This is a genomic window from Streptococcus oralis subsp. oralis, from assembly GCF_002096595.1.
Taxonomy (GTDB): domain Bacteria; phylum Bacillota; class Bacilli; order Lactobacillales; family Streptococcaceae; genus Streptococcus; species Streptococcus oralis_D.
Genome location: NZ_NCUR01000009.1, coordinates 244,812 through 263,963, shown reverse-complemented (window position 1 = coordinate 263,963; position 19,152 = coordinate 244,812). Strand labels below are relative to the sequence as shown.

At 42.4% G+C, this 19,152-nt stretch carries 18 protein-coding genes and 1 pseudogene; 11 read left to right on the top strand and 8 right to left on the bottom strand.

Annotation, left to right across the window (positions count from 1 at the left end; all coding sequences use genetic code 11):
* Positions 1–13: 13 nt before the first annotated feature.
* Positions 14–583: an MptD family putative ECF transporter S component gene (locus B7714_RS03640; RefSeq protein WP_084859667.1), complete on the bottom strand. Its 570-nt coding sequence runs from the start codon at positions 581–583 to the stop codon at positions 14–16.
* Between the two features lie 133 nt (positions 584–716).
* Between B7714_RS03640 and B7714_RS03635 the strand changes: the two genes are divergently transcribed.
* From B7714_RS03635 to nrdI, 5 genes are all read left to right on the top strand, one after another.
* The gene (locus tag B7714_RS03635; protein WP_084859666.1) at positions 717–1,331 is read left to right on the top strand and encodes a YesL family protein; all 615 of its coding nucleotides are present in this window, start codon (positions 717–719) and stop codon (positions 1,329–1,331) included.
* Positions 1,309–2,979: a sensor histidine kinase gene (locus B7714_RS03630; RefSeq protein WP_000800569.1), complete on the top strand. Its 1,671-nt coding sequence runs from the start codon at positions 1,309–1,311 to the stop codon at positions 2,977–2,979. The genes B7714_RS03635 and B7714_RS03630 overlap by 23 nt, the downstream gene beginning before the upstream one ends.
* An 11-nt stretch (positions 2,980–2,990) precedes the next feature.
* Entirely contained in the window at positions 2,991–4,277 is a 1,287-nt protein-coding gene (locus tag B7714_RS03625) for a response regulator transcription factor (RefSeq protein ID WP_042903019.1), read from the top strand.
* A gap of 58 nt (positions 4,278–4,335) precedes the next feature.
* Entirely contained in the window at positions 4,336–4,869 is a 534-nt protein-coding gene (locus B7714_RS03620) for an ABC transporter permease (RefSeq protein WP_000740043.1), read from the top strand.
* Positions 4,870–4,945: 76 nt separating this feature from the next.
* Positions 4,946–5,416: a class Ib ribonucleoside-diphosphate reductase assembly flavoprotein NrdI gene (gene nrdI / locus B7714_RS03615; protein ID WP_042903018.1), complete on the top strand. Its 471-nt coding sequence runs from the start codon at positions 4,946–4,948 to the stop codon at positions 5,414–5,416.
* 81 nt (positions 5,417–5,497) lie between these two features.
* Here nrdI and B7714_RS03610 read toward each other — a convergent pair.
* The 3 genes and pseudogenes from B7714_RS03610 to argS form a co-directional block, all read right to left on the bottom strand.
* Positions 5,498–6,760 (bottom strand): annotated as a pseudogene (locus B7714_RS03610) (NRAMP family divalent metal transporter).
* A 198-nt stretch (positions 6,761–6,958) separates the two neighbouring features.
* Positions 6,959–7,204, bottom strand: coding sequence for a hypothetical protein (locus B7714_RS03605; RefSeq protein WP_000084865.1), 246 nt, complete (start codon positions 7,202–7,204; stop codon positions 6,959–6,961).
* A 263-nt stretch (positions 7,205–7,467) separates the two neighbouring features.
* A complete protein-coding gene (gene argS, locus B7714_RS03600; protein ID WP_084859665.1) occupies positions 7,468–9,159 on the bottom strand; it encodes an arginine--tRNA ligase in 1,692 nt (563 codons plus the stop codon).
* A 154-nt stretch (positions 9,160–9,313) separates the two neighbouring features.
* On the opposite strand from argS, the gene argR reads away from it, so the two are divergent.
* Both argR and mutS read left to right on the top strand, forming a co-directional pair.
* A complete protein-coding gene (gene argR, locus B7714_RS03595; protein ID WP_001231483.1) occupies positions 9,314–9,760 on the top strand; it encodes an arginine repressor in 447 nt (148 codons plus the stop codon).
* A gap of 50 nt (positions 9,761–9,810) precedes the next feature.
* Positions 9,811–12,345 (top strand): DNA mismatch repair protein MutS, encoded by a 2,535-nt coding sequence (mutS, locus tag B7714_RS03590; RefSeq protein ID WP_084859664.1) that lies wholly within the window; start codon positions 9,811–9,813, stop codon positions 12,343–12,345.
* A gap of 42 nt (positions 12,346–12,387) precedes the next feature.
* Here the strand turns inward: mutS and B7714_RS03585 are convergent, their stop codons facing one another.
* Both B7714_RS03585 and B7714_RS03580 read right to left on the bottom strand, forming a co-directional pair.
* Positions 12,388–12,846: a DUF3021 domain-containing protein gene (locus tag B7714_RS03585; RefSeq protein ID WP_084859663.1), complete on the bottom strand. Its 459-nt coding sequence runs from the start codon at positions 12,844–12,846 to the stop codon at positions 12,388–12,390.
* Positions 12,843–13,283: a LytTR family DNA-binding domain-containing protein gene (locus tag B7714_RS03580; RefSeq protein WP_045592795.1), complete on the bottom strand. Its 441-nt coding sequence runs from the start codon at positions 13,281–13,283 to the stop codon at positions 12,843–12,845. The genes B7714_RS03585 and B7714_RS03580 overlap by 4 nt, the downstream gene beginning before the upstream one ends.
* A 208-nt stretch (positions 13,284–13,491) precedes the next feature.
* Between B7714_RS03580 and mutL the strand changes: the two genes are divergently transcribed.
* Complete coding sequence (mutL, locus tag B7714_RS03570; protein WP_084859662.1) at positions 13,492–15,441, top strand: DNA mismatch repair endonuclease MutL; 1,950 nt, start codon at positions 13,492–13,494, stop codon at positions 15,439–15,441.
* 35 nt (positions 15,442–15,476) lie between these two features.
* Here the strand turns inward: mutL and B7714_RS03565 are convergent, their stop codons facing one another.
* Positions 15,477–15,998, bottom strand: coding sequence for an RDD family protein (locus B7714_RS03565; RefSeq protein ID WP_084859661.1), 522 nt, complete (start codon positions 15,996–15,998; stop codon positions 15,477–15,479).
* Positions 15,982–16,488, bottom strand: a complete 507-nt coding sequence (locus tag B7714_RS03560) for a helix-turn-helix domain-containing protein (RefSeq protein WP_084859660.1) — start codon at positions 16,486–16,488, stop codon at positions 15,982–15,984. Before B7714_RS03560 ends, B7714_RS03565 begins: the two co-directional genes overlap by 17 nt.
* Positions 16,489–16,660: 172 nt before the next feature.
* On the opposite strand from B7714_RS03560, the gene B7714_RS03555 reads away from it, so the two are divergent.
* Genes B7714_RS03555 through B7714_RS03545 form a run of 3 tightly spaced genes read left to right on the top strand, consistent with a single transcriptional unit; the run spans position 16,661 to position 19,072 of the window.
* Positions 16,661–17,893, top strand: coding sequence for an MFS transporter (locus B7714_RS03555; RefSeq protein WP_000657468.1), 1,233 nt, complete (start codon positions 16,661–16,663; stop codon positions 17,891–17,893).
* 12 nt (positions 17,894–17,905) lie between these two features.
* On the top strand, positions 17,906–18,499 hold the full coding sequence (ruvA, locus tag B7714_RS03550) for a Holliday junction branch migration protein RuvA (RefSeq protein WP_084859659.1): 594 nt from the start codon (positions 17,906–17,908) through the stop codon (positions 18,497–18,499).
* A gap of 9 nt (positions 18,500–18,508) precedes the next feature.
* Positions 18,509–19,072, top strand: coding sequence for a DNA-3-methyladenine glycosylase I (locus tag B7714_RS03545; RefSeq protein WP_084859658.1), 564 nt, complete (start codon positions 18,509–18,511; stop codon positions 19,070–19,072).
* The last annotated feature ends 80 nt before the right edge of the window (positions 19,073–19,152 follow it).

The following is a 19,152-nucleotide window of genomic DNA, read 5'->3' as shown; positions in this document are numbered from 1 at the left end:
TCTTTTTTAGTGATTAGATTTTGTGTGTAAACTTTTTACTAATGGCTTGCCCAACCAAAGCCCCAATCAAGGCACCTACGAGGATGCTCGAAACAAAGAGAAGGATTTTGTCCAACTCTGGAGCGACCATGATACGGTCAATGTATTCTTGGGATTTCCCACGTGCAAGTAAGGTGGCCACGTAAGCTTTGGGACGGATCCACATGAGGAAGATAGGGCCACTTGTGCTAAAAGCAAAGACGAGGAAGGAGAGGGTGTTTTTGATTCGATCTCTGTAGTTTCCGAGACGAGCGATGGCATCTGCTGCAAGACCACAGGCGAGTCCTGGGAGAAAGGCACCAGCGCCATGCTTGCTAGCTAGGAAGAAAAGTGCCATAAAAAGTCCTAGAGTGGTGATAGCGCCAAAACGAGGGACCTTCGTCAAAAGAAGCATGTAGACGCTACCCCCAACAAGGGCTGAAAAAGCCGGAGCATAGAACATATTGCCCGTTGAGTCAACCAAGTGACCAAGTACTACTCCAATCCCTAGACAGAGGAAATAAAGGACGACAGCTAAGAGGGTGGTTAAGATATTTTTCTTCATGAGTTTCTCCTTGATATAAACTAACAAAATCAATTGTATCACGCTTTTTGAGGATTGTAAATGGGAGTTCTATATTTTTGAAAACGTTTGAAATATGATATAATAGTTACATCGTTAGTTTAAGGAGAGTAGCATGGGAAAATTTCTAGAATTCGTCTTTAATCGTATCTTTTTGGGAATGATGGCGACGGCTTATTTCTGGCTATTAACACTAGCAGGAGGAGTGATTTTTGGTTTGGCCCCAGCTAGTGCTGCCCTGATGAGTTTGTATGCGGAGCATGGGTATACCTATCGAGCATACCATTTGAAGGAAGCTTGGGAATTGTATAAGAGTAATTTTGTCAAGAGCAATCTGGCTTTCTATAGTTTTGTGTTTGTTGATCTTGTCCTAGTTTATGGTTTGTATCTTCTAGTTCAATTGCCCCACCAGACGATTTTCCACCTTTTGGCGACCTTCCTCAACGTCCTTGTAGTTGCTCTTGTCTTTCTAGCCTATACTGTTTCCTTGAAACTTCAGGTGTACTTTGATTTATCCTACCAAAATATCTTGAAACTATCCCTTATCGGGATTTTTATGAGCCTACCTGCGATTGCCAAGGTTTTACTCGGGTCTGCTCTCCTTGTAGGAGTTGGTTATTATATGCCTGCCTTGCTCTTTTTTGTAGGAATTGGAATGTGGCATTTCTTTATCAGTGATATGTTGGAACCTATTTATGAAAGTATCCATGAAAAATTGGCGACAAAATAGAATGAAGCAGTTTTGGCTTCACTCTCTTTTACGGATTTATAGTTTGGTTATGATCGTGGTCATTGCCAGTTTTGCGATTATGCTATCGTATGCTGACTGGGATTCGCGTGAGAAAGAGGCCCAACGGGTTGCAGAACGTGTGACCACTCGGACAGTGAGTGAAGTGGAATATTATCACAGAGAGTCAACCCAACTTGCTCAGTCTTTGGTTGAAAATCAGGCCCGCATCGAAGGAATTTACAAGTATTTCAGTCTCAGCACACCAGACTACTTCTATTGGCAATTAGAGCGTAAAACTTCACCTTATATCTCGGTTTCCCTGTATGAAAATATTGATGACCTCTATGTTAGGAATGATTTTGTGACTGGAGTGGCTATTGTTCTTCAGGACTACAAGGAAGTCTATGTTTCGACTAGAGAAAAACGCAGTGGAGAGAAAATTCCTGCGGAGGATTTTAAGCCAACAGCCAATAGTTTTGCCATTCCTGTTTCCGATCCTGTGTCTGACAAGGATTTAGGAGTGATTTATATCTCCCTATCCCCGGATGTTTTACATGGAGCTATTGACAATACAAGGGGCCATATCCCAATGGCTGTAACAGTAACTTCGCCTTTTGAGACCGAGATGTTCCATATTGGGGAGAAGGTATCAGCTGAGCGAGAAAACTGGTTTGTAGGTGTCACCTCTCACGGTTATCAGGTTCGAGTTGCTGTTCCTAAAAATTTTGTTCTTACAGGAACTTTGACGAGTTCTGCTGTTATTATTGGGCTAAGTATTCTTTTTATCATCATTTTGTACGTGACCCTTAGACAGACTTTTTCAAATTACCAAAAGCAGGTCGTAGACCTAGTAGATTCGATAGAGGTGATTGCTCAAGGAGAAGAAGGCCTTCGAATCGATACCTCTGAAAAAGACCAAGAGTTGCTTCTCATTGCAGAAACAACCAATGATATGTTGGATCGCCTGGAAAAAAATATCCATGATATCTATCAGCTAGAGCTCAGCCAAAAAGATGCCAATATGCGAGCCCTGCAGGCTCAAATCAATCCTCACTTTATGTACAATACTCTGGAGTTTTTACGGATGTATGCCGTCATGCAAAGTCAGGATGAACTGGCGGACATTATCTATGAATTTAGCAGCTTGTTACGCAACAATATCTCCGACGAGCGGGAAACGACCTTGAAGCAGGAGTTGGAATTTTGCCGAAAATATAGCTATCTCTGTATGGTGCGTTATCCTAAATCCATTGCCTATGGTTTCAAGATTGCACCAGAATTGGAAGAAATGAGGATTCCAAAATTTACACTCCAACCATTAGTAGAAAACTACTTTGCCCATGGTGTTGACCATCGCAGAACGGATAATGTCATCAGTATCAAAGCCTTGAAGGGCCAAGGCTTCGTTGAAATCCTAGTGGAAGACAATGGTCGAGGAATGCCCGCTGAGAAACTAGCTAGCTTGCAGGAAAAATTAGCTCAGAGAAGTTTTGAACACGAAGCAAGCTACAGTGGGGAGCGGCAATCAATTGGAATAGTAAATGTACACGAACGCTTTGTTCTCTACTTTGGGGATCGCTACCAAATCAGTGTAGAGTCAGCTGAGCAAGAAGGTGTTCGTTACCATATCACTATCCAGGATGAATAGAAAGGGTAGAAATGTATAAAGTTTTATTAGTAGACGATGAGTACATGGTGACAGAGGGGCTCAAGCGATTAATCCCCTTTGAAAAATGGGATATGCAAGTCGTCGCAACAGCTAATCACGCAGATGATGCTTTGGACTATATTAAGAAAAATCCAGTAGATGTGGTCATTTCCGATGTCAACATGCCAGATAAGACCGGACTTGAGATGATTAGGGAAATGAAAGAGCTACTTCCAGATACCTATTATATCTTGCTGTCTGGTTATCAGGAGTTTGAGTACGTTAAAAAAGCCATGAACCTTAGTGTCGTGGATTATCTGGTCAAGCCAGTAGACAAGGTGGAGTTGGGCAATTTATTAGAAAAAATTGCGCAGCAGCTTCAGGAAAAGGTGGAACAAAGTCAGACCCTCAGTCAAGAATTGGATGAGACAGGATTTACGAACTACCTGTCAGGTAAAGACAGCTGGTGGATTGGTCTATCCAAGGAAAAGCAGGGCTCTTTTACCATTCCTTACTATGTTTTGGGACAAGACTGGCAGATTTTCATATCTGATCAACCACTAGATGGCATCGTTGTGACACCATTTGAAGCACCTTACCAGCAGTCCTTTGAGAATTGGAAGATCAACGCTGAAAAAGCCCTCTTCTACGGTTCAGTTAATCTAGAAAAATCCGAGAGTTTGTTTTCTTATTATGAGCCGATTTATCGGGTGATTATCCAAGGGAATATCAATCAAATCATCGAAGAATTAACCCTGCTAGAGAAGGTTGTTTTGAAGAATACCCCGCGCGTGGCCATCACAAAGCAGCTCTTCACTCAGTTTGTCATGGATGTCTTTCATTTATTTGAACACCTAAAAGCAGATGATATGACCGAGATTGTCAAAGCTATCCATGCCATTAACACCTTTGAAGAATTGGTTTCCTATATCAAAGAAACCTTGACCAAGTTTTTTGGCCAGTACCGCATGAATGAAAATGTGGTGAGTGTTCTGGAAGTGATTGGGCGTGATTATCAGAAAGAGCTCTCACTTAAGGATATTAGCAAGGATCTCTTTATCAATCCTGTCTATCTCGGTCAGCTGATCAAGAGGGAAACCAACTCAACCTTTGCGGAATTGCTCAATAAACAGCGAATAAAAGCAGCGCAGCAACTCCTACTTTCGACCAGTGATAGCATTGAAGATATTTGCTATGCAGTTGGCTACAGTAATGTTGGATATTTCTACAAGGTTTTCCGTAAATTGTGCGGAAAATCACCGAAAGCTTATCGGAAACAAGTTGAAACCAGCTTGTAAAAGTTGTATTCCTGTACAAAAAATGCTATAATGTTCAAAATATCTTATGGAGGAAAACATGAAAAAGAATCCTATTTATCTTTGGGTCTTGTTAGTCCTATCAGCCCTCATTTCATCTATGTCATTATTTGGAATCTTGAGTCCATTGCCAAGTAAAGATGTGCTTCGTACAAGCCTATCTAATAGTGGGTCCCTTACTGCTCAGCAAATAGAAGACACGGTTAACTATACTTACCAAGTAACAGCGTCATCGCACTCTATTTTTAATACGTTGTTGATTGTCTTATCTGCAATTTTAGTTGTAGTAGCCTTTGTATTTCTAGTACGTAAAAATGTGCAATTCGCAAACTATGCTTATATTGGCTATGTTCTACTAGCGATTGTTGGTTTGGTTTATAGCTATATGAACGTTCAAGATGCGGTTCAATTAATCAAAGATACTACTCTCGGCTTAGGAATGGGAGCATTGGCACAAGGAACGAATATTTTGTTCATCATTATCAATGTTCTCTTTTTAGCCTTAGTCTTTTACAAGATGTGGCGCCAACAAAAAGATTTGGCCGAAGAAGTCGAAGCAGAAGAAGTTGCCTAAGTATTGACAAAAAAGAACTATCAAGTTACAATCTTGGTAGTTCTTTTTTAATCGTAAACAAAAAATCGAGGTCAACATGAAAAAAATATCCTTAGTGTATATCAGTCTGAGTGGGAATACAGAGAGTTTTGTAACCCGACTCAAGGACTATCTCTTGTCTCAGTACGAAGAAATTGAGGTCCAAAAAATCCATATCAAGGATTTGGTCAAGGAAGGCCAAGAATTCTTTGAAATGGAGCATCCCTATGTCGCTTTCTTGCCGACCTATCTGGAAGGTGGAAATGGTGTCGATAACGGCGATGTTGAGATTCTTACGACTCCAGTGGGCGACTTTATCGCTTATGGAGACAATGCTAGTAAGTGTTTTGGGGTAGTGGGATCTGGTAATCGCAATTTTAACAATCAATACTGCCTGACAGCCAAGCAGTATAGCCAGCGCTTTGGCTTCCCGGTCCTAGCAGACTTTGAAATGCGTGGTATGTTGGGAGATATTAAAAAAGTCGCAGCGATTATCGCGGACTTGTATGAGTTAGAAACAGAAAAATAAAGTAGTACTGAGGGGCAGTTGAGATTTTCAACTGCTTTTTGTGTATGCAAAAAGCACCCCGTAAGGGTGCCATTTTATATACTATCCTGCTTTTCCGATGGCAAGTGCATAGATGAAGAAGATAGCAAAGCCAAAGAGGAAAATCAATCCTGCGATAGCAAGGAGTTTTAGCCAGGAAGGAAGATTTTTATTCTCACGTGTCACTAATACATAGTTCAAAAGAGCGAAGAATGGTGTTGTCAGGAAAGAACCGATCATGGCAAAGCGAAGCATGGTGGAAACTTGACCAGCAAAGAATTTAATAATTACGATACCGATGATGGCGGTAATGGTCATCCAGATGTTCAAAGATTTGCGAGAATCCTCTTTTTGACGAATTAAGAGTCGTAGCGATTCCTGATTGACACGAGAGTAACCATCGATAACGGTGATGACTGTTCCAAAGATACAAAGAAAGGCGATAAAGGTAATCAAATAACGGGACCATTCTCCAAGAACAGAGGCATACATACCTACAAATTGAGAAATGTACTTGGCTGAAGCGGCTTCAACTGCTTGTCCTGTAGGATACTGAATAAGTGCTCCTAGTGCCACGAAGAATACAGCTAGGATAGCAGTTCCAATGTAACCAACGTTAAAGTCGAAAAGAGCGTCCGCTGTATTAAAGTTGACGGTCTTTTTCTTTTCAGCAGACCAGAGTGAATTGATGGCTGAAATTTCAATAGGGGCAGGCATCCATCCTAAGAGGGAAACGATGAAAGGGAGGGCCGCCATTTGCCAAGGTGTCTTCTCGACAAAATCAGAGCTGTATTCTGGATGCTTAATTGCTGCAATGATAACTGCAAGAACTGTTGCAATGGTCAAAGCAGACATAATCCATTTTGCCATACCATCCAATAGTTTTTAGCCACCAAAGAGTAGCATGGCCCAAATGACTGCAACAAGGATAAGGGACCATTGAGTGATGCTAAGTCCAATCATTGGGAAGGCGCTAGCGATGATGGCTGAGCAAAGGATAGCGACTCCAGCTGTATTGACCATAGCAGAGAAGACATTGAGGACAAAGAAAATCCAGAGATAGAGTTTCCCTTTTTCGGCGTAGCCTTCTACCAAGGTCTTGCCAGTGTCGGCAGTATATTCGGCACCAAAACGGAAAAATGGATATTTAAAAACATTGGCCAAGATAACCAATAGGAGTAGTGACCAACCATAAGAACCACCAGCTTGAGTAGAGGATACAATGTGAGAACCTCCAACGGCAGCAGAAGCCATCAGGATTCCTGGCCCCATTGCCTTTAATTTGCTTGCCCAGGTTGACTGGTTTGATAACGTAACTTGTGACATAATAAACGCTCCTATTTTTGAATTTTCAGAATAATCTGAATAGATAGCTACTATTCTACAAAAAACTTAAAAGAAATGCAAGGCCATTTTGAAAAAATATAGAAAATTACAGAAAGATTTTACATGCATTAATGAAATTTCTCCAAGGGGAATATGGTAAGCCTAAAAAATCCGAGAAGAAAGCTTCTCGGATTTCGGTTATTTCAATTGATCTGTGACGTCTTTTGAGAGCAACATTCCCAGATGGTAAGTTTTATTGATATGTGCAATGACATCATTGATATTTTCAGTCGTGTGAATTTTCTCTTTGATGTCAGACCTAAATGTCTCGTCCTTCAAGAGTTGCTCTTGGTAGAGTCTTTGAAGTCTTTCCTTCTCGTACTTATTGAGTAGAAAAAGGAAAACCAAGCTAAGTACAACGAGAATATAAGCATATTGGCTCATAAGGAATCTCCCAGTGTGATAAATAAATAGTAAAAGTGAATAAAGTGTTTCATTGAACAGCTGCAAGGCAGAACAAAGTATAAATGTTGTCTAGCCTCAATCTTTCAGATTGCTTTGCAATCAAGTGATTAAAAGATTACGACATGAGCCTAACCAAATCGATATTATTTGGTTAGGTGAATTAGTGAAGCGTTTAGGCAATTCGCCATATAGCGATTGCCGTCAAGAGACTAGGAACTTTAGTTCCAGTCTCTTGTAACGATTTACATCTTCTCTGGCGCTTCTACCCCGAGCAAACGAAGAGCTTCTTTGAGGACGACTGCGGTTGCGTAGCTGAGGGCCAGACGACTGTCGCGCTCAGGACTTTCATCTAGGATACGTGTATGTGCATAATATTTGTTAAATGCTTGAGCCAAACTAATCGCAAATTTCGCAATGATAGAAGGTTCAAAATTATCTGCCGCACGATTGATAATACGTGGGAAGTCTTGGAGTAGCTTAATGATTTCCCAGCTTTCAGCATCATTCAGGCTGTAGTTGCCAGCCGTATTTGGTTTGAAATCGGCTTTGCGCAAGATAGATTGGATACGAGCGTAGGCGTATTGAACGTAGGGTCCAGTTTCTCCTTCAAAGGATACCATAGCTTCAAGGTCGAAGTCATATCCATTTGTACGGTCGGTCTTAAGATCATAGAACTTGATAGCCCCAACTCCAACAGCGTGGGCAACCTGGTCTTTATTTTCTAACTCAGGATTTTTCGCTTCGATTTGAGCCTTGGCACGACTAACAGCCTCAGCGATAGTCGGTTCTAGCAAGATGACATTTCCTTTACGAGTAGAGAGTTTTTTTCCTTCTTTTGTTACCAATCCAAATGGAACATGGACAATGTCTTGACTCCAATCATAGCCCATCTCTTGTAGTACTGCCTTGAGTTGTTTGAAGTGGGCAGATTGCTCTTGACCAACAACATAGATGGATTTGGCAAATTGGTATTCATTTTTACGGTAAAGAGCTGCAGCCAAGTCACGTGTGATATAGAGAGTTGCACCATCAGATTTTTTGATAAGGGCTGGATGTTCAATTCCATATTTCTCAAGATTGACAACTTGGGCCCCTTCTGACTCAACAAGAAGTCCTTTTTCAGCGAGAATGTCTACAACAGCATCCATCTTATCGTTGTAAAAGGCCTCTCCGTTGTAGCTGTCAAATTCGACTTGCAATTCATTGTAAAGGCGGTTGAATTCCACTAAACTTTCATCACGGAACCATTGCCAGAGAGCGAGGGCTTCCTCATCTCCATTCTCCAGTTTACGGAACCATTCGCGTGCTTCTTCATCCAAGCTAGGGTCTTTTTCAGCTTCAGCATTGATGCGAACGTAGAGTTTAAGAAGTTCATCGATTGGATGCGCTTTAACGGCTTCCTCATTTCCCCATTTCTTGTAGGCAACGATCAACATTCCAAACTGTTTGCCCCAGTCTCCTAGGTGGTTGACCTTGACCGTTTGATAGCCGATTTTTTGGAAAATATGTGACAAGCTATCCCCGATAACGGTTGAACGCAAGTGCCCAATAGAGAATGGTTTAGCGATGTTGGGACTAGACATATCGATAACGATATTTTCTTGCTTGCCAATGGTTTGGTCGGCATAGTGCTCTTTTTCAGTGATAACATCCTGTAATACTTGAGCCGAAATAGCACTTTTATCAAGGAAAAAGTTGACGTAAGGTCCAGTGGCAACAACCTTTTCAAAGGCTTGACTGTTGATTTTTTCAGCAATATCTGTTGCAATCATTTGCGGAGCTTTACGCTCGACCTTTGCTAGAGAAAAGGCAGGGAAGGCGATGTCTCCCATTTCTGAGTTTTTAGGTGTTTCCAGTAAATTTAAAATAGCCTCTTGATCCAGGCTATCAATGACGCTAGCCAACTCGCTAGCAATCAATTCTTTTGTATTCATAAGGGCTCCTTTTGGGCTTTTTTACTATTTTAACACAATTTACTACATTTTTTGAGAAAGAAAAGAATTTTTTTGAATTATCTATTTTTTTTGGTATAATGTAGTTATAAAATAAATGTAAAACTTGTTATAAATATTCACTTAAGAGGATAATATGAGAAAAAGAGAACGGCATCAATTGATTAAAAAGATGATCACCGAAGAAAAACTTGGGACACAAAAAGAGATTCAAGATCGTTTAGAAGCTCGTAATGTTTATGTGACACAAACGACTTTGTCACGTGATTTGCGTGAAATCGGCTTGACCAAGGTTAAGAAAAATGATATGGTGTATTATGTACTAGCAAATGAGACAGATAAGATTGATTTAGTTGAGTTTTTGTCTCATCATTTAGAAGGAGTTGCAAGAGCAGAGTTCACCTTAGTACTTCATACCAAACTTGGGGAAGCTGCAGTCTTAGCAAACATTGTAGATGCAAACAAGGATGAATGGATTTTAGGAACGGTTGCTGGTGCTAATACCTTATTGGTTATTTGTCGAGACCAGCACGTTGCCAAACTGATGGAAGATCGTTTGCTAGATTTGATGAAAGATAAATAAGGTCTTGGGAGTTGCTCTCAAGACTTATTTTTAGCAAGGAGAGACGGAAAATGGCAACAGAAAAGCTATCACCCGGCATGCAACAGTATGTGGATATTAAAAAACAATACCCAGATGCTTTTTTGCTTTTTCGAATGGGTGATTTTTACGAGTTGTTCTATGAAGATGCAATTAATGCAGCGCAAATTTTAGAAATTTCCTTAACGAGTCGGAATAAAAATGCAGAAAATCCGATACCCATGGCGGGTGTCCCCTATCATTCTGCCCAGCAGTATATCGATGTTCTGATTGAACAGGGCTATAAGGTAGCCATAGCCGAGCAGATGGAAGATCCCAAACAAGCAGTGGGTGTTGTCAAGCGAGAGGTGGTCCAGGTCATCACACCTGGAACGGTCGTTGATAGCAGTAAGCCGGATAGTCAGAATAATTTCTTGGTTGCCTTAGATCGTGATGGCGATCAATTTGGCCTAGCTTATATGGATCTAGTGACAGGTGATTTTTATGTGACAGGTTTATTGGATTTTACTCTCGTTTGTGGAGAAATCCGTAACCTTAAGGCTCGAGAAGTGGTGCTGGGTTATGACTTGTCTGAGGAAGAAGAACAAATCCTCAGCCGTCAGATGAATTTGGTGCTTTCTTATGAAAAAGAAGCCTTTGAGGACCTTCATTTACTGGATTCACGACTGGCAGCTGTGGAGCAAGCGGCGGCTAGTAAGCTACTCCAGTATGTTCATCGGACCCAGATGCGGGAATTGAACCACCTCAAACAAGTTATCCGCTATGAAATCAAAGATTTCTTGCAGATGGATTATGCGACTAAGGCTAGTTTGGATTTGGTTGAAAATGCCCGTTCAGGTAAGAAGCAAGGCAGTCTTTTCTGGCTTTTAGATGAAACCAAAACGGCTATGGGTATGCGGCTCTTGCGGTCTTGGATTCATCGTCCCTTGATTGATAAGGAACGAATCGTCCAACGTCAAGAGGTGGTGCAGGTCTTTCTTGACCATTTCTTTGAGCGTAGTGATTTAACGGACAGTCTCAAGGGTGTTTATGATATCGAACGCTTGGCTAGTCGGGTTTCTTTTGGCAAGACCAATCCCAAGGATCTCTTGCAACTGGCGACCACATTGTCTAGTGTACCACGGATTCGTGCGATTTTAGAAGGCATGGAGCAGCCTGCTTTAGCCTATCTCATCGCACAGTTGGATGCCATTCCAGAGTTAGAGAGCTTGATTAGCGCAGCGATAGCCCCTGAAGCCCCTCATGTGATTACGGAAGGTGGCATTATTCGGACGGGATTTGATGAGACCTTAGACAAGTACCGTCGTGTACTCAGAGAAGGGACCAGCTGGATTGCAGAGATTGAGGCTAAGGAGAGAGAAAACTCTGGTATCAGCACGCTCAAGATTGACTACAATAAAAAAGATGGCTACTATTTCCATGTGACCAATTCGCAACTGGGAAATGTGCCAGCCCACTTTTTCCGCAAGACGACGCTGAAAAACTCAGAACGTTTTGGGACTGAGGAGTTGGCCCGTATCGAGGGAGATATGCTGGAGGCGCGTGAGAAGTCAGCCAACCTAGAGTACGAAATCTTTATGCGTATCCGAGAGGAAGTCAGCAAGTACATCCAGCGTTTGCAGGCTTTAGCCCAAGGAATTGCGACGGTTGATGTTTTGCAAAGTCTGGCGGTTGTGGCTGAAACCCAGCATTTGATTCGACCTGAGTTCGGTGACGACTCACAAATCGCTATCCAGAAAGGGCGTCATGCTGTCGTCGAAAAGGTCATGGGAGCCCAGACCTATATTCCAAATAGTATCCAGATGTCAGAAGATACCAGCATTCAATTGATTACAGGGCCCAACATGAGCGGGAAGTCTACCTACATGCGCCAGCTAGCCATGACTGCGGTTATGGCCCAGATGGGTTCCTATGTTCCTGCTGAGAGCGCCTACTTGCCTATCTTCGATGCTATCTTTACTCGCATCGGAGCGGCAGATGACTTGGTTTCAGGTCAATCAACCTTTATGGTGGAGATGATGGAGGCTAACAATGCCATTTCGCATGCGACCAAGGACTCACTCATTCTCTTTGATGAATTGGGACGCGGAACTGCAACATATGATGGAATGGCTCTTGCTCAGTCCATCATCGAATACATCCATGAACATATCGGAGCCAAAACCCTCTTTGCGACCCACTACCATGAGTTGACTAGTCTGGAGTCCAGTTTGGAACACTTGGTCAATGTCCACGTGGCAACCTTAGAACAGGATGGGCAGGTCACCTTCCTTCACAAGATTGAACCAGGGCCAGCTGACAAATCCTATGGTATCCACGTTGCTAAGATTGCTGGCTTACCAGGAGAACTTTTAGCAAGGGCGGATAAGATATTGACTCAACTGGAGAATCAAGGGACGGAAAGTCCTGCTCCGATGAGAGAAACAAGTGCTGTTACTGAACAGATGTCACTCTTTGACGCGCCTGCAGAGCATCCTATCCTAGCAGAATTAGCTAAACTGGATGTGTACAATATGACACCTATGCAGGCTATGAATGTCTTGGTCGAACTCAAACAAAAGTTATAAAAAGAATCCCACTCATGCATTTGTGAGTGGGATTTTTCTCTATTACTTTTTATGGGCCAAGAGTTGATTGATGTGGTCTACTTTTTTTGCTTCTCTTTTATAGAGAATAACCCAGATGATAAGGTAGACGATCGCAAACTCTGGAATGAGCTGGAGATAGAAGGTCCAGTGGAAGGGGAACCAACCAGCCAGAGTTGCCAGTGGGACAAAGCCAGCCAGCATGAGGAAGAAATGGGAAAGTGTGGCACGGAGCAAGCTCCAGTCACGGCTGAATAAGCGACTGCCAAAGCTAAAGAGAACTCCGATAGCTGACCAGATGACCATACAGTAGAGCAAGACCAAGGAACCGTGAACTTGATGTTGCACCATCACTTGTCCGACTAGAGAATCAGGACTCAGTGGAGCGTAGGTATTTGGGGCATAAATGAGTGAAAAGAGGATAGAGAGGATGAGGCCGATAAGAACACCAGTGGCTGCATCGTGAAAGATTTGTTTTTTCATAGTTCTAATTTCTCCTTGATGGTTTTTAGGTAACGGCGAGATGAGTAGGTAAAGCTTTCGTTTTTGAGAAAGATTTCGACCAGGCCGTTGGGGGTTAGTTTGAGATGAGAGATAGCGTCAATATTAACGATTTCTGATTGGGAAATTTGGATAAAAGTGGTCGGTAGAATGTCAAGCACTTGATAGAGTCGCAAATCAATGCTGTAGGTCTGAGATGCAGTTTCTGCTAGAACTTTGCGATTCTCGATATAGAAGCGTTGTATCTTACCAATCTTAACTAGATAGACCTGATCATCAATCTTTCCTTTGATTGTTTCTTTTTGGTCAAGATTTTCTGCGAACTCGATGACTTTCTGGACTTTTTCGGTCGGCTGAGGAGTTTGGACAATCAGCTTTTCCTCCTCATAAGTCTCCTTAATCTGTAGTTCTACTTTCATAAATTTCTCTCCTTTTCAGTTATACAAGGTTGTGATCACTTCCTGTACACCTTTATTAAACACTATTTTACGACCCATGGCAAGAGCTTTTGTCTATGTGGAGAGATTTGGAGTCTATGTGGTATTTGCTTTTTCTGATAGTATCTGAAATATGGTATAATAGCACTAATCAATTTCTAGGAAAATAGATACAGAAAGGGGCTGAAAGATGTCTCATATTATTGAATTGCCAGAGGTGCTGGCAAACCAGATCGCGGCAGGCGAGGTCATTGAACGTCCTGCCAGTGTGGTTAAAGAGTTGGTAGAAAACGCCATTGACGCGAGTTCTAGTCAGATTATCATTGAGATTGAGGAAGCTGGTCTTAAGAAGATTCAAATCACAGATAATGGCCATGGAATTGCCCACGATGAGGTGGAATTGGCCCTGCGTCGTCATGCAACCAGTAAGATAAAAAATCAAGCAGACCTCTTTCGGATTCGGACGCTCGGATTTCGAGGTGAAGCCCTGCCCTCTATCGCTTCTGTCAGTGTCTTGACTCTGTTGACGGCGGTGGATGGTGCGAGTCATGGGACCAAGCTCGTTGCGCGTGGAGGTCAAGTTGAGGAAGTCATCCCAGCGACTAGTCCTGTGGGGACCAAAGTTTGTGTGGAGGACCTCTTTTTCAACACACCTGCCCGCCTCAAGTATATGAAGAGCCAGCAAGCGGAGCTGTCTCATATCATTGATATTGTCAACCGTCTGGGCTTGGCCCATCCTGAGATTTCCTTCAGTTTGATTAGTGATGGCAAGGAAATGACGCGGACGGCAGGGACTGGTCAACTACGCCAAGCCATCGCAGGGATTTACGGTTTGGCGAGTGCCAAGAAGATGATTGAAATTGAGAACTCTGACTTAGATTTCGAAATTACAGGTTTTGTGTCTCTGCCTGAGTTAACCCGAGCAAATCGTAACTATATCAGCCTCTTTATCAATGGCCGTTATATCAAGAACTTCCTGCTCAATCGTGCAATTCTGGACGGCTATGGCAGCAAGCTCATGGTAGGGCGTTTTCCACTGGCTGTCATTCACATCCATATCGACCCTTATCTAGCGGATGTCAATGTGCATCCGACTAAGCAAGAAGTACGAATTTCCAAGGAAAGAGAGTTGATGGCGCTGGTTTCAGAAGCTATTGCAAAAAGTCTCAAGGAACAAGCCTTGATTCCAGATGCTTTAGAAAATCTGGCCAAATCTACTGTGCGTAATCGTCAAAAGGTAGAGCAGACTATTCTTCCACTCAAAGAAAATACGCTTTACTATGAAAAAACAGAACTCTCAAAACCTAATCAAGCTGAGGTGGCTGATCATCAGGTTGAATTAACTGAGGAAGGTAGGGACCTAACCCTGTTTGCCAAGGAAACCTTGGACCAGCTGACCAAGCCAGCAAAACTCCATTTTGCAGAGAGAAAGCCTGTCAGCTATGACCAACTAGACCACCCAGAGTTAGACTTAGCTAGTTTGGACAAAGCCTATGATAAGCTGGAGCGAGAAGAAGCATCCAGCTTCCCAGAGTTGGAATTTTTCGGGCAAATGCACGGGACTTATCTCTTTGCCCAAGGTCGAGATGGACTCTATATCATTGACCAGCATGCGGCTCAGGAACGGGTTAAGTACGAGGAATACCGTGAAAGCATTGGCAATGTTGACCAGAGCCAGCAACAACTCCTAGTGCCCTATATCTTTGAATTTCCTGCGGATGATGCCCTTCGTCTCAGGGAAAGAATGTCTCTTTTGGAGGAAGTGGGCGTACTTCTAGCAGAGTACGGAGAAAATCAATTTATCCTGCGTGAACATCCTATTTGGATGGCAGAAGAAGAAATCGAGTCTGGCATCTATGAAATGTGTGACATGCTCCTTTTGACCAAGGAAGTTTCGGTCAAGAAATACCGAGCAGAGATGGCTATCATGATGTCCTGCAAGCGGTCTATCAAGGCCAACCATCGTATTGATGACCATTCAGCTCGACAGCTCCTTTATCAGCTTTCTCAATGTGACAATCCCTATAACTGTCCCCACGGACGTCCTGTTTTGGTGCATTTTACCAAGTCGGATATGGAAAAAATGTTCCGACGCATTCAGGAAAATCATACTAGCCTGCGGGAGTTGGGGAAATACTAAACTTTATAGAAGATTAAACAGCCCTAGTCATGGAACTAGAGCTGTTTTGAATTTTTGAGCTGAACTTGTGTTCCAGCAAGCAAATCAGCTGGATGACGTTTGTCCTTACGAAGCAGTCCCGTCAGCAGAAAAATCAAGAAGAGAATACCTGCTGAAGTTGACAAGAAAATTGACAGGGCATCTGCTTGATAAGCACTACGGATAGCTCCCATATGTCCTAGCTGCCAAGGGAAAAACTTGATAGCAGAGCGCAAAAGGCTTTGGGCAAAGCTCCTATGCTTGTAAATCAACTGTAAACCTGCCCAACGCTTGCCAAAACTGCCTTTTCTATAGTCTAGCCAAGCAAAGATTATAGTTAGAGGCAGGACTGAGGTAGAAAAAGCCAGAAACTGGCTCTGGGCTTCAGTGAATGCAGGAATGCCTTTTAGAACCAGATTATAAAAGCCCATAGCTAGTAAAAAAAGAGCAATGAGGTAGCCCGAGATAAAGAGCCAGTCGCCAAAGAGTTCTTTGAGACGCGTTTTGACAGGTATGGGATTGTCAGTTTTTAGTTTCATCTTTAGCACCTTCTTTCTTAGAATCCTTATCAAGGCCTATAACCTTGTCCAGATACTTTTTCTTGATTTTTAGAGCCTTGTTGATAGCAATCGTTGAAGCGATTAAGAGAACGAAGGTTAGCCAGATCCAAGCAGTGAATTCAGCTGGAAAACTAGAACCAGCCAAAAAGAGATAGATAGCCAGAGCTAAGACGAAAATATAAATCACTTGCCAAAGACCAAAGGATTTAACCTCCTTATAGTATTTGTCCTTGTCTTCCTCAAAAATTACTGCTGTGGAATCTTTTTCAGAGTTTTCATCCAGTAGCAGATAGTCAGTTGTCACTTGAAAAATCTTGCTTAATTCAATGATTTTTTCGATTTCAGGAAAGACTTGTCCAGACTCCCATTTTGAGATGCTTTGCCGAGAAACATTGATTTGTTCAGCTAGCTTTTCCTGGGACCAACCTTTTTCCTTTCGGAGCTCAAATAGTTTTTCTGTGAGTTTCATGATTCTATCCTCCTTTTTCTACCTCTATCCTAACAATTTTTACTTATAATGAGAATACAATCTCTTGTACTATTTGTCAACCAGAGGTTGCACTTGTGTTTGCAGTTTTCAGCAAAAAAATATGATATACTAGGTAAGAAAAAGCGAAGAAATTATGAAAAAGGAATGAAAGATGAAAGAATTTTTTGCCCTCCCCAAGCAAATTCAAATGCGGGAATGGATGAGCTTTGTAGCACGGATTTTAGAGAGTGCCATTACTCCTTTTATGGCCATGTACTATGTTCAATATTTTGGAGCCTTTTGGGCGGGGTTATTGATGATCACAACCAAACTCATTGGTTTTTTAGCTGGACTGTATGGTGGACATTTGGCGGATCTTTGGGGACGTAAGAAAGTCATTGACTGGGGAAACTTTGGTCTTGCGAGTGGCTACTTTCTTGTGCTGCTGGCAAATATGCCTAATCATATTTTTCCCTTTTTGACTTTTGTCGGAATGTTGCTGGCAGAGACCGCAGGAACTTTCTCTTGGCCGGCTATTGATGCGATGATTATTGATTTGACCGACGAGCAAAATCGCCGTTTCGTTTATACGATTAGTTATTGGTTTGTCAATGTATCCGTTATGTTAGGAGCAGGGCTTGCAGGTTTCTTTTACGACCACCATTTTTTTGAGTTGCTTCTGGTTTTGACGGTGATTAGCTTCTTGAATTTTTTCCTCGCTTGGAAATATTTTTCAGAAAGCAAGCCAGCTAATCTGGTCTTTGAGCATGGTAGCAGTCCTTTGGCAACTGTGAAAAATTATGCTTCTGTTTTTCAGGACAAAATTTTCCTACTTTATACGTTAGGGACTGTATTTAATGGTGTTATCTGGTTGCAAATTGACAATTATATACCCGTTCATTTGAAAGAGTCATTCATCGCGAGTAGTGTTTTCGGTATTCATATTTCAGGAGCTAAGATGCTCAGTATCATGGTTTTTATCAATACCCTGATTATTGTTTGCTTCATAACGACTGCCAATCGTTTGACCAAGGAAATGAAGATCATACCGCAGTTTTTATTGGGAAGTATTATCTTTGACTTGGGTATGCTTTTCACCATTGTCTTCAGGAGTTTCTGGGCTCTGTTTTTGCTAGCCATTCTCTATACTATGGGGGAACTCATCTGCATGCCGCCAAGCCAAGTTTTGCGGGCGGAAATGATGAATGAGAATAAGCTCGGAACCTACTCAGGTTTCCTTAATATGGCGCAGCCTTTAGCGTCTATTTTAGCGGGGGCGATGATTTCTATCAGCGCTGCAACAGGTGCTGTAGGTGTTTGGCTCGTTTTTATTGTGTGTGCAGTACTTGGGCTGCTTCTTATCATCAGAGCAGCGCATTTACACGGAATTGCAAATCAATTATAGAAAGTGAAAATAATGTACGAATATTTTAAAGGAATCATCAGTAAAATTACAGCCAAGTACATCGTATTGGAAGTCAACTCTATCGGCTATATCTTGCATGTAGCCAATCCCTATGCTTATTCAGGGCATCTTCATCAGGAAACCAAGGTCTATGTGCACCAGGTGGTGAGAGAAGACGCGGAGCTTCTGTACGGCTTTGCGACCGAGGAGGAGAAGCAACTTTTTCTCAGCTTGATCTCAGTCTCAGGTATTGGCCCAGTGTCTGCTCTGGCTATTATTGCGGCTGATGATAATGCCGGCTTAGTGCAAGCCATTGAGCAGAAAAACATCACCTACCTGACCAAGTTTCCTAAGATTGGTAAGAAAACAGCCCAGCAGATGGTGCTGGACTTGGAAGGCAAGGTAGTAGTTGCAGGAGATGACCTTCCTGCCAAGGTGGCAGTGCAAACCAGCGTTGAAAACCAAGAACTGGAAGAAGCTATGGAAGCCATGTTGGCACTGGGCTACAAGGCGACTGAGCTCAAGAAAATCAAGAAATTCTTTGAAGGAACGACAGATACAGCTGAGAACTATATCAAGTCGGCCCTTAAGATGTTGGTCAAATAGGAGAAGAGTATGACAAAACGCTGTGGTTGGGTTAAAATGAACAACCCATTATATGTGGCCTATCATGATGAAGAGTGGGGACAGCCCCTTCATGATGACCGCGCTCTTTTTGAACTGCTTTGTATGGAAACCTATCAGGCTGGTCTATCTTGGGAAACGGTACTAAACAAACGCCAGGCTTTCCGAGAAGCCTTTCGTGGCTATCAAATTCAAGCGGTCGCGGAAATGACAGATGGGGAGTTGGAAGCCTTGTTAGAGAATCCAGCCATTATCCGAAATCGTGCCAAGCTCTTTGCGACGCGTGCCAACGCCCAAGCATTTTTACAAATCCAGAAAACCTTTGCCTCTTTTGACGCTTATCTCTGGTCCTTTGTTAAGGGGAAAACGATCGTGAATGATGTTCCTGACTATCACCAAGCACCTACTAAAACAGCCTTGTCTGAAAAGTTATCTCAAGATCTCAAAAAACGAGGCTTCAAGTTCACAGGCCCAGTCGCCGTCTTGTCTTTTCTACAGGCTGCAGGCCTGGTTGATGACCACGAGAATGATTGCGAGTGGAAAAACGGAAATTAGTGAGTCCAAGCGTCTAACTATCTGAGAAAATAGAAAAAGCTGAGAAAATTATCTCAGCTTTTTGATTATATGCTAGTAAC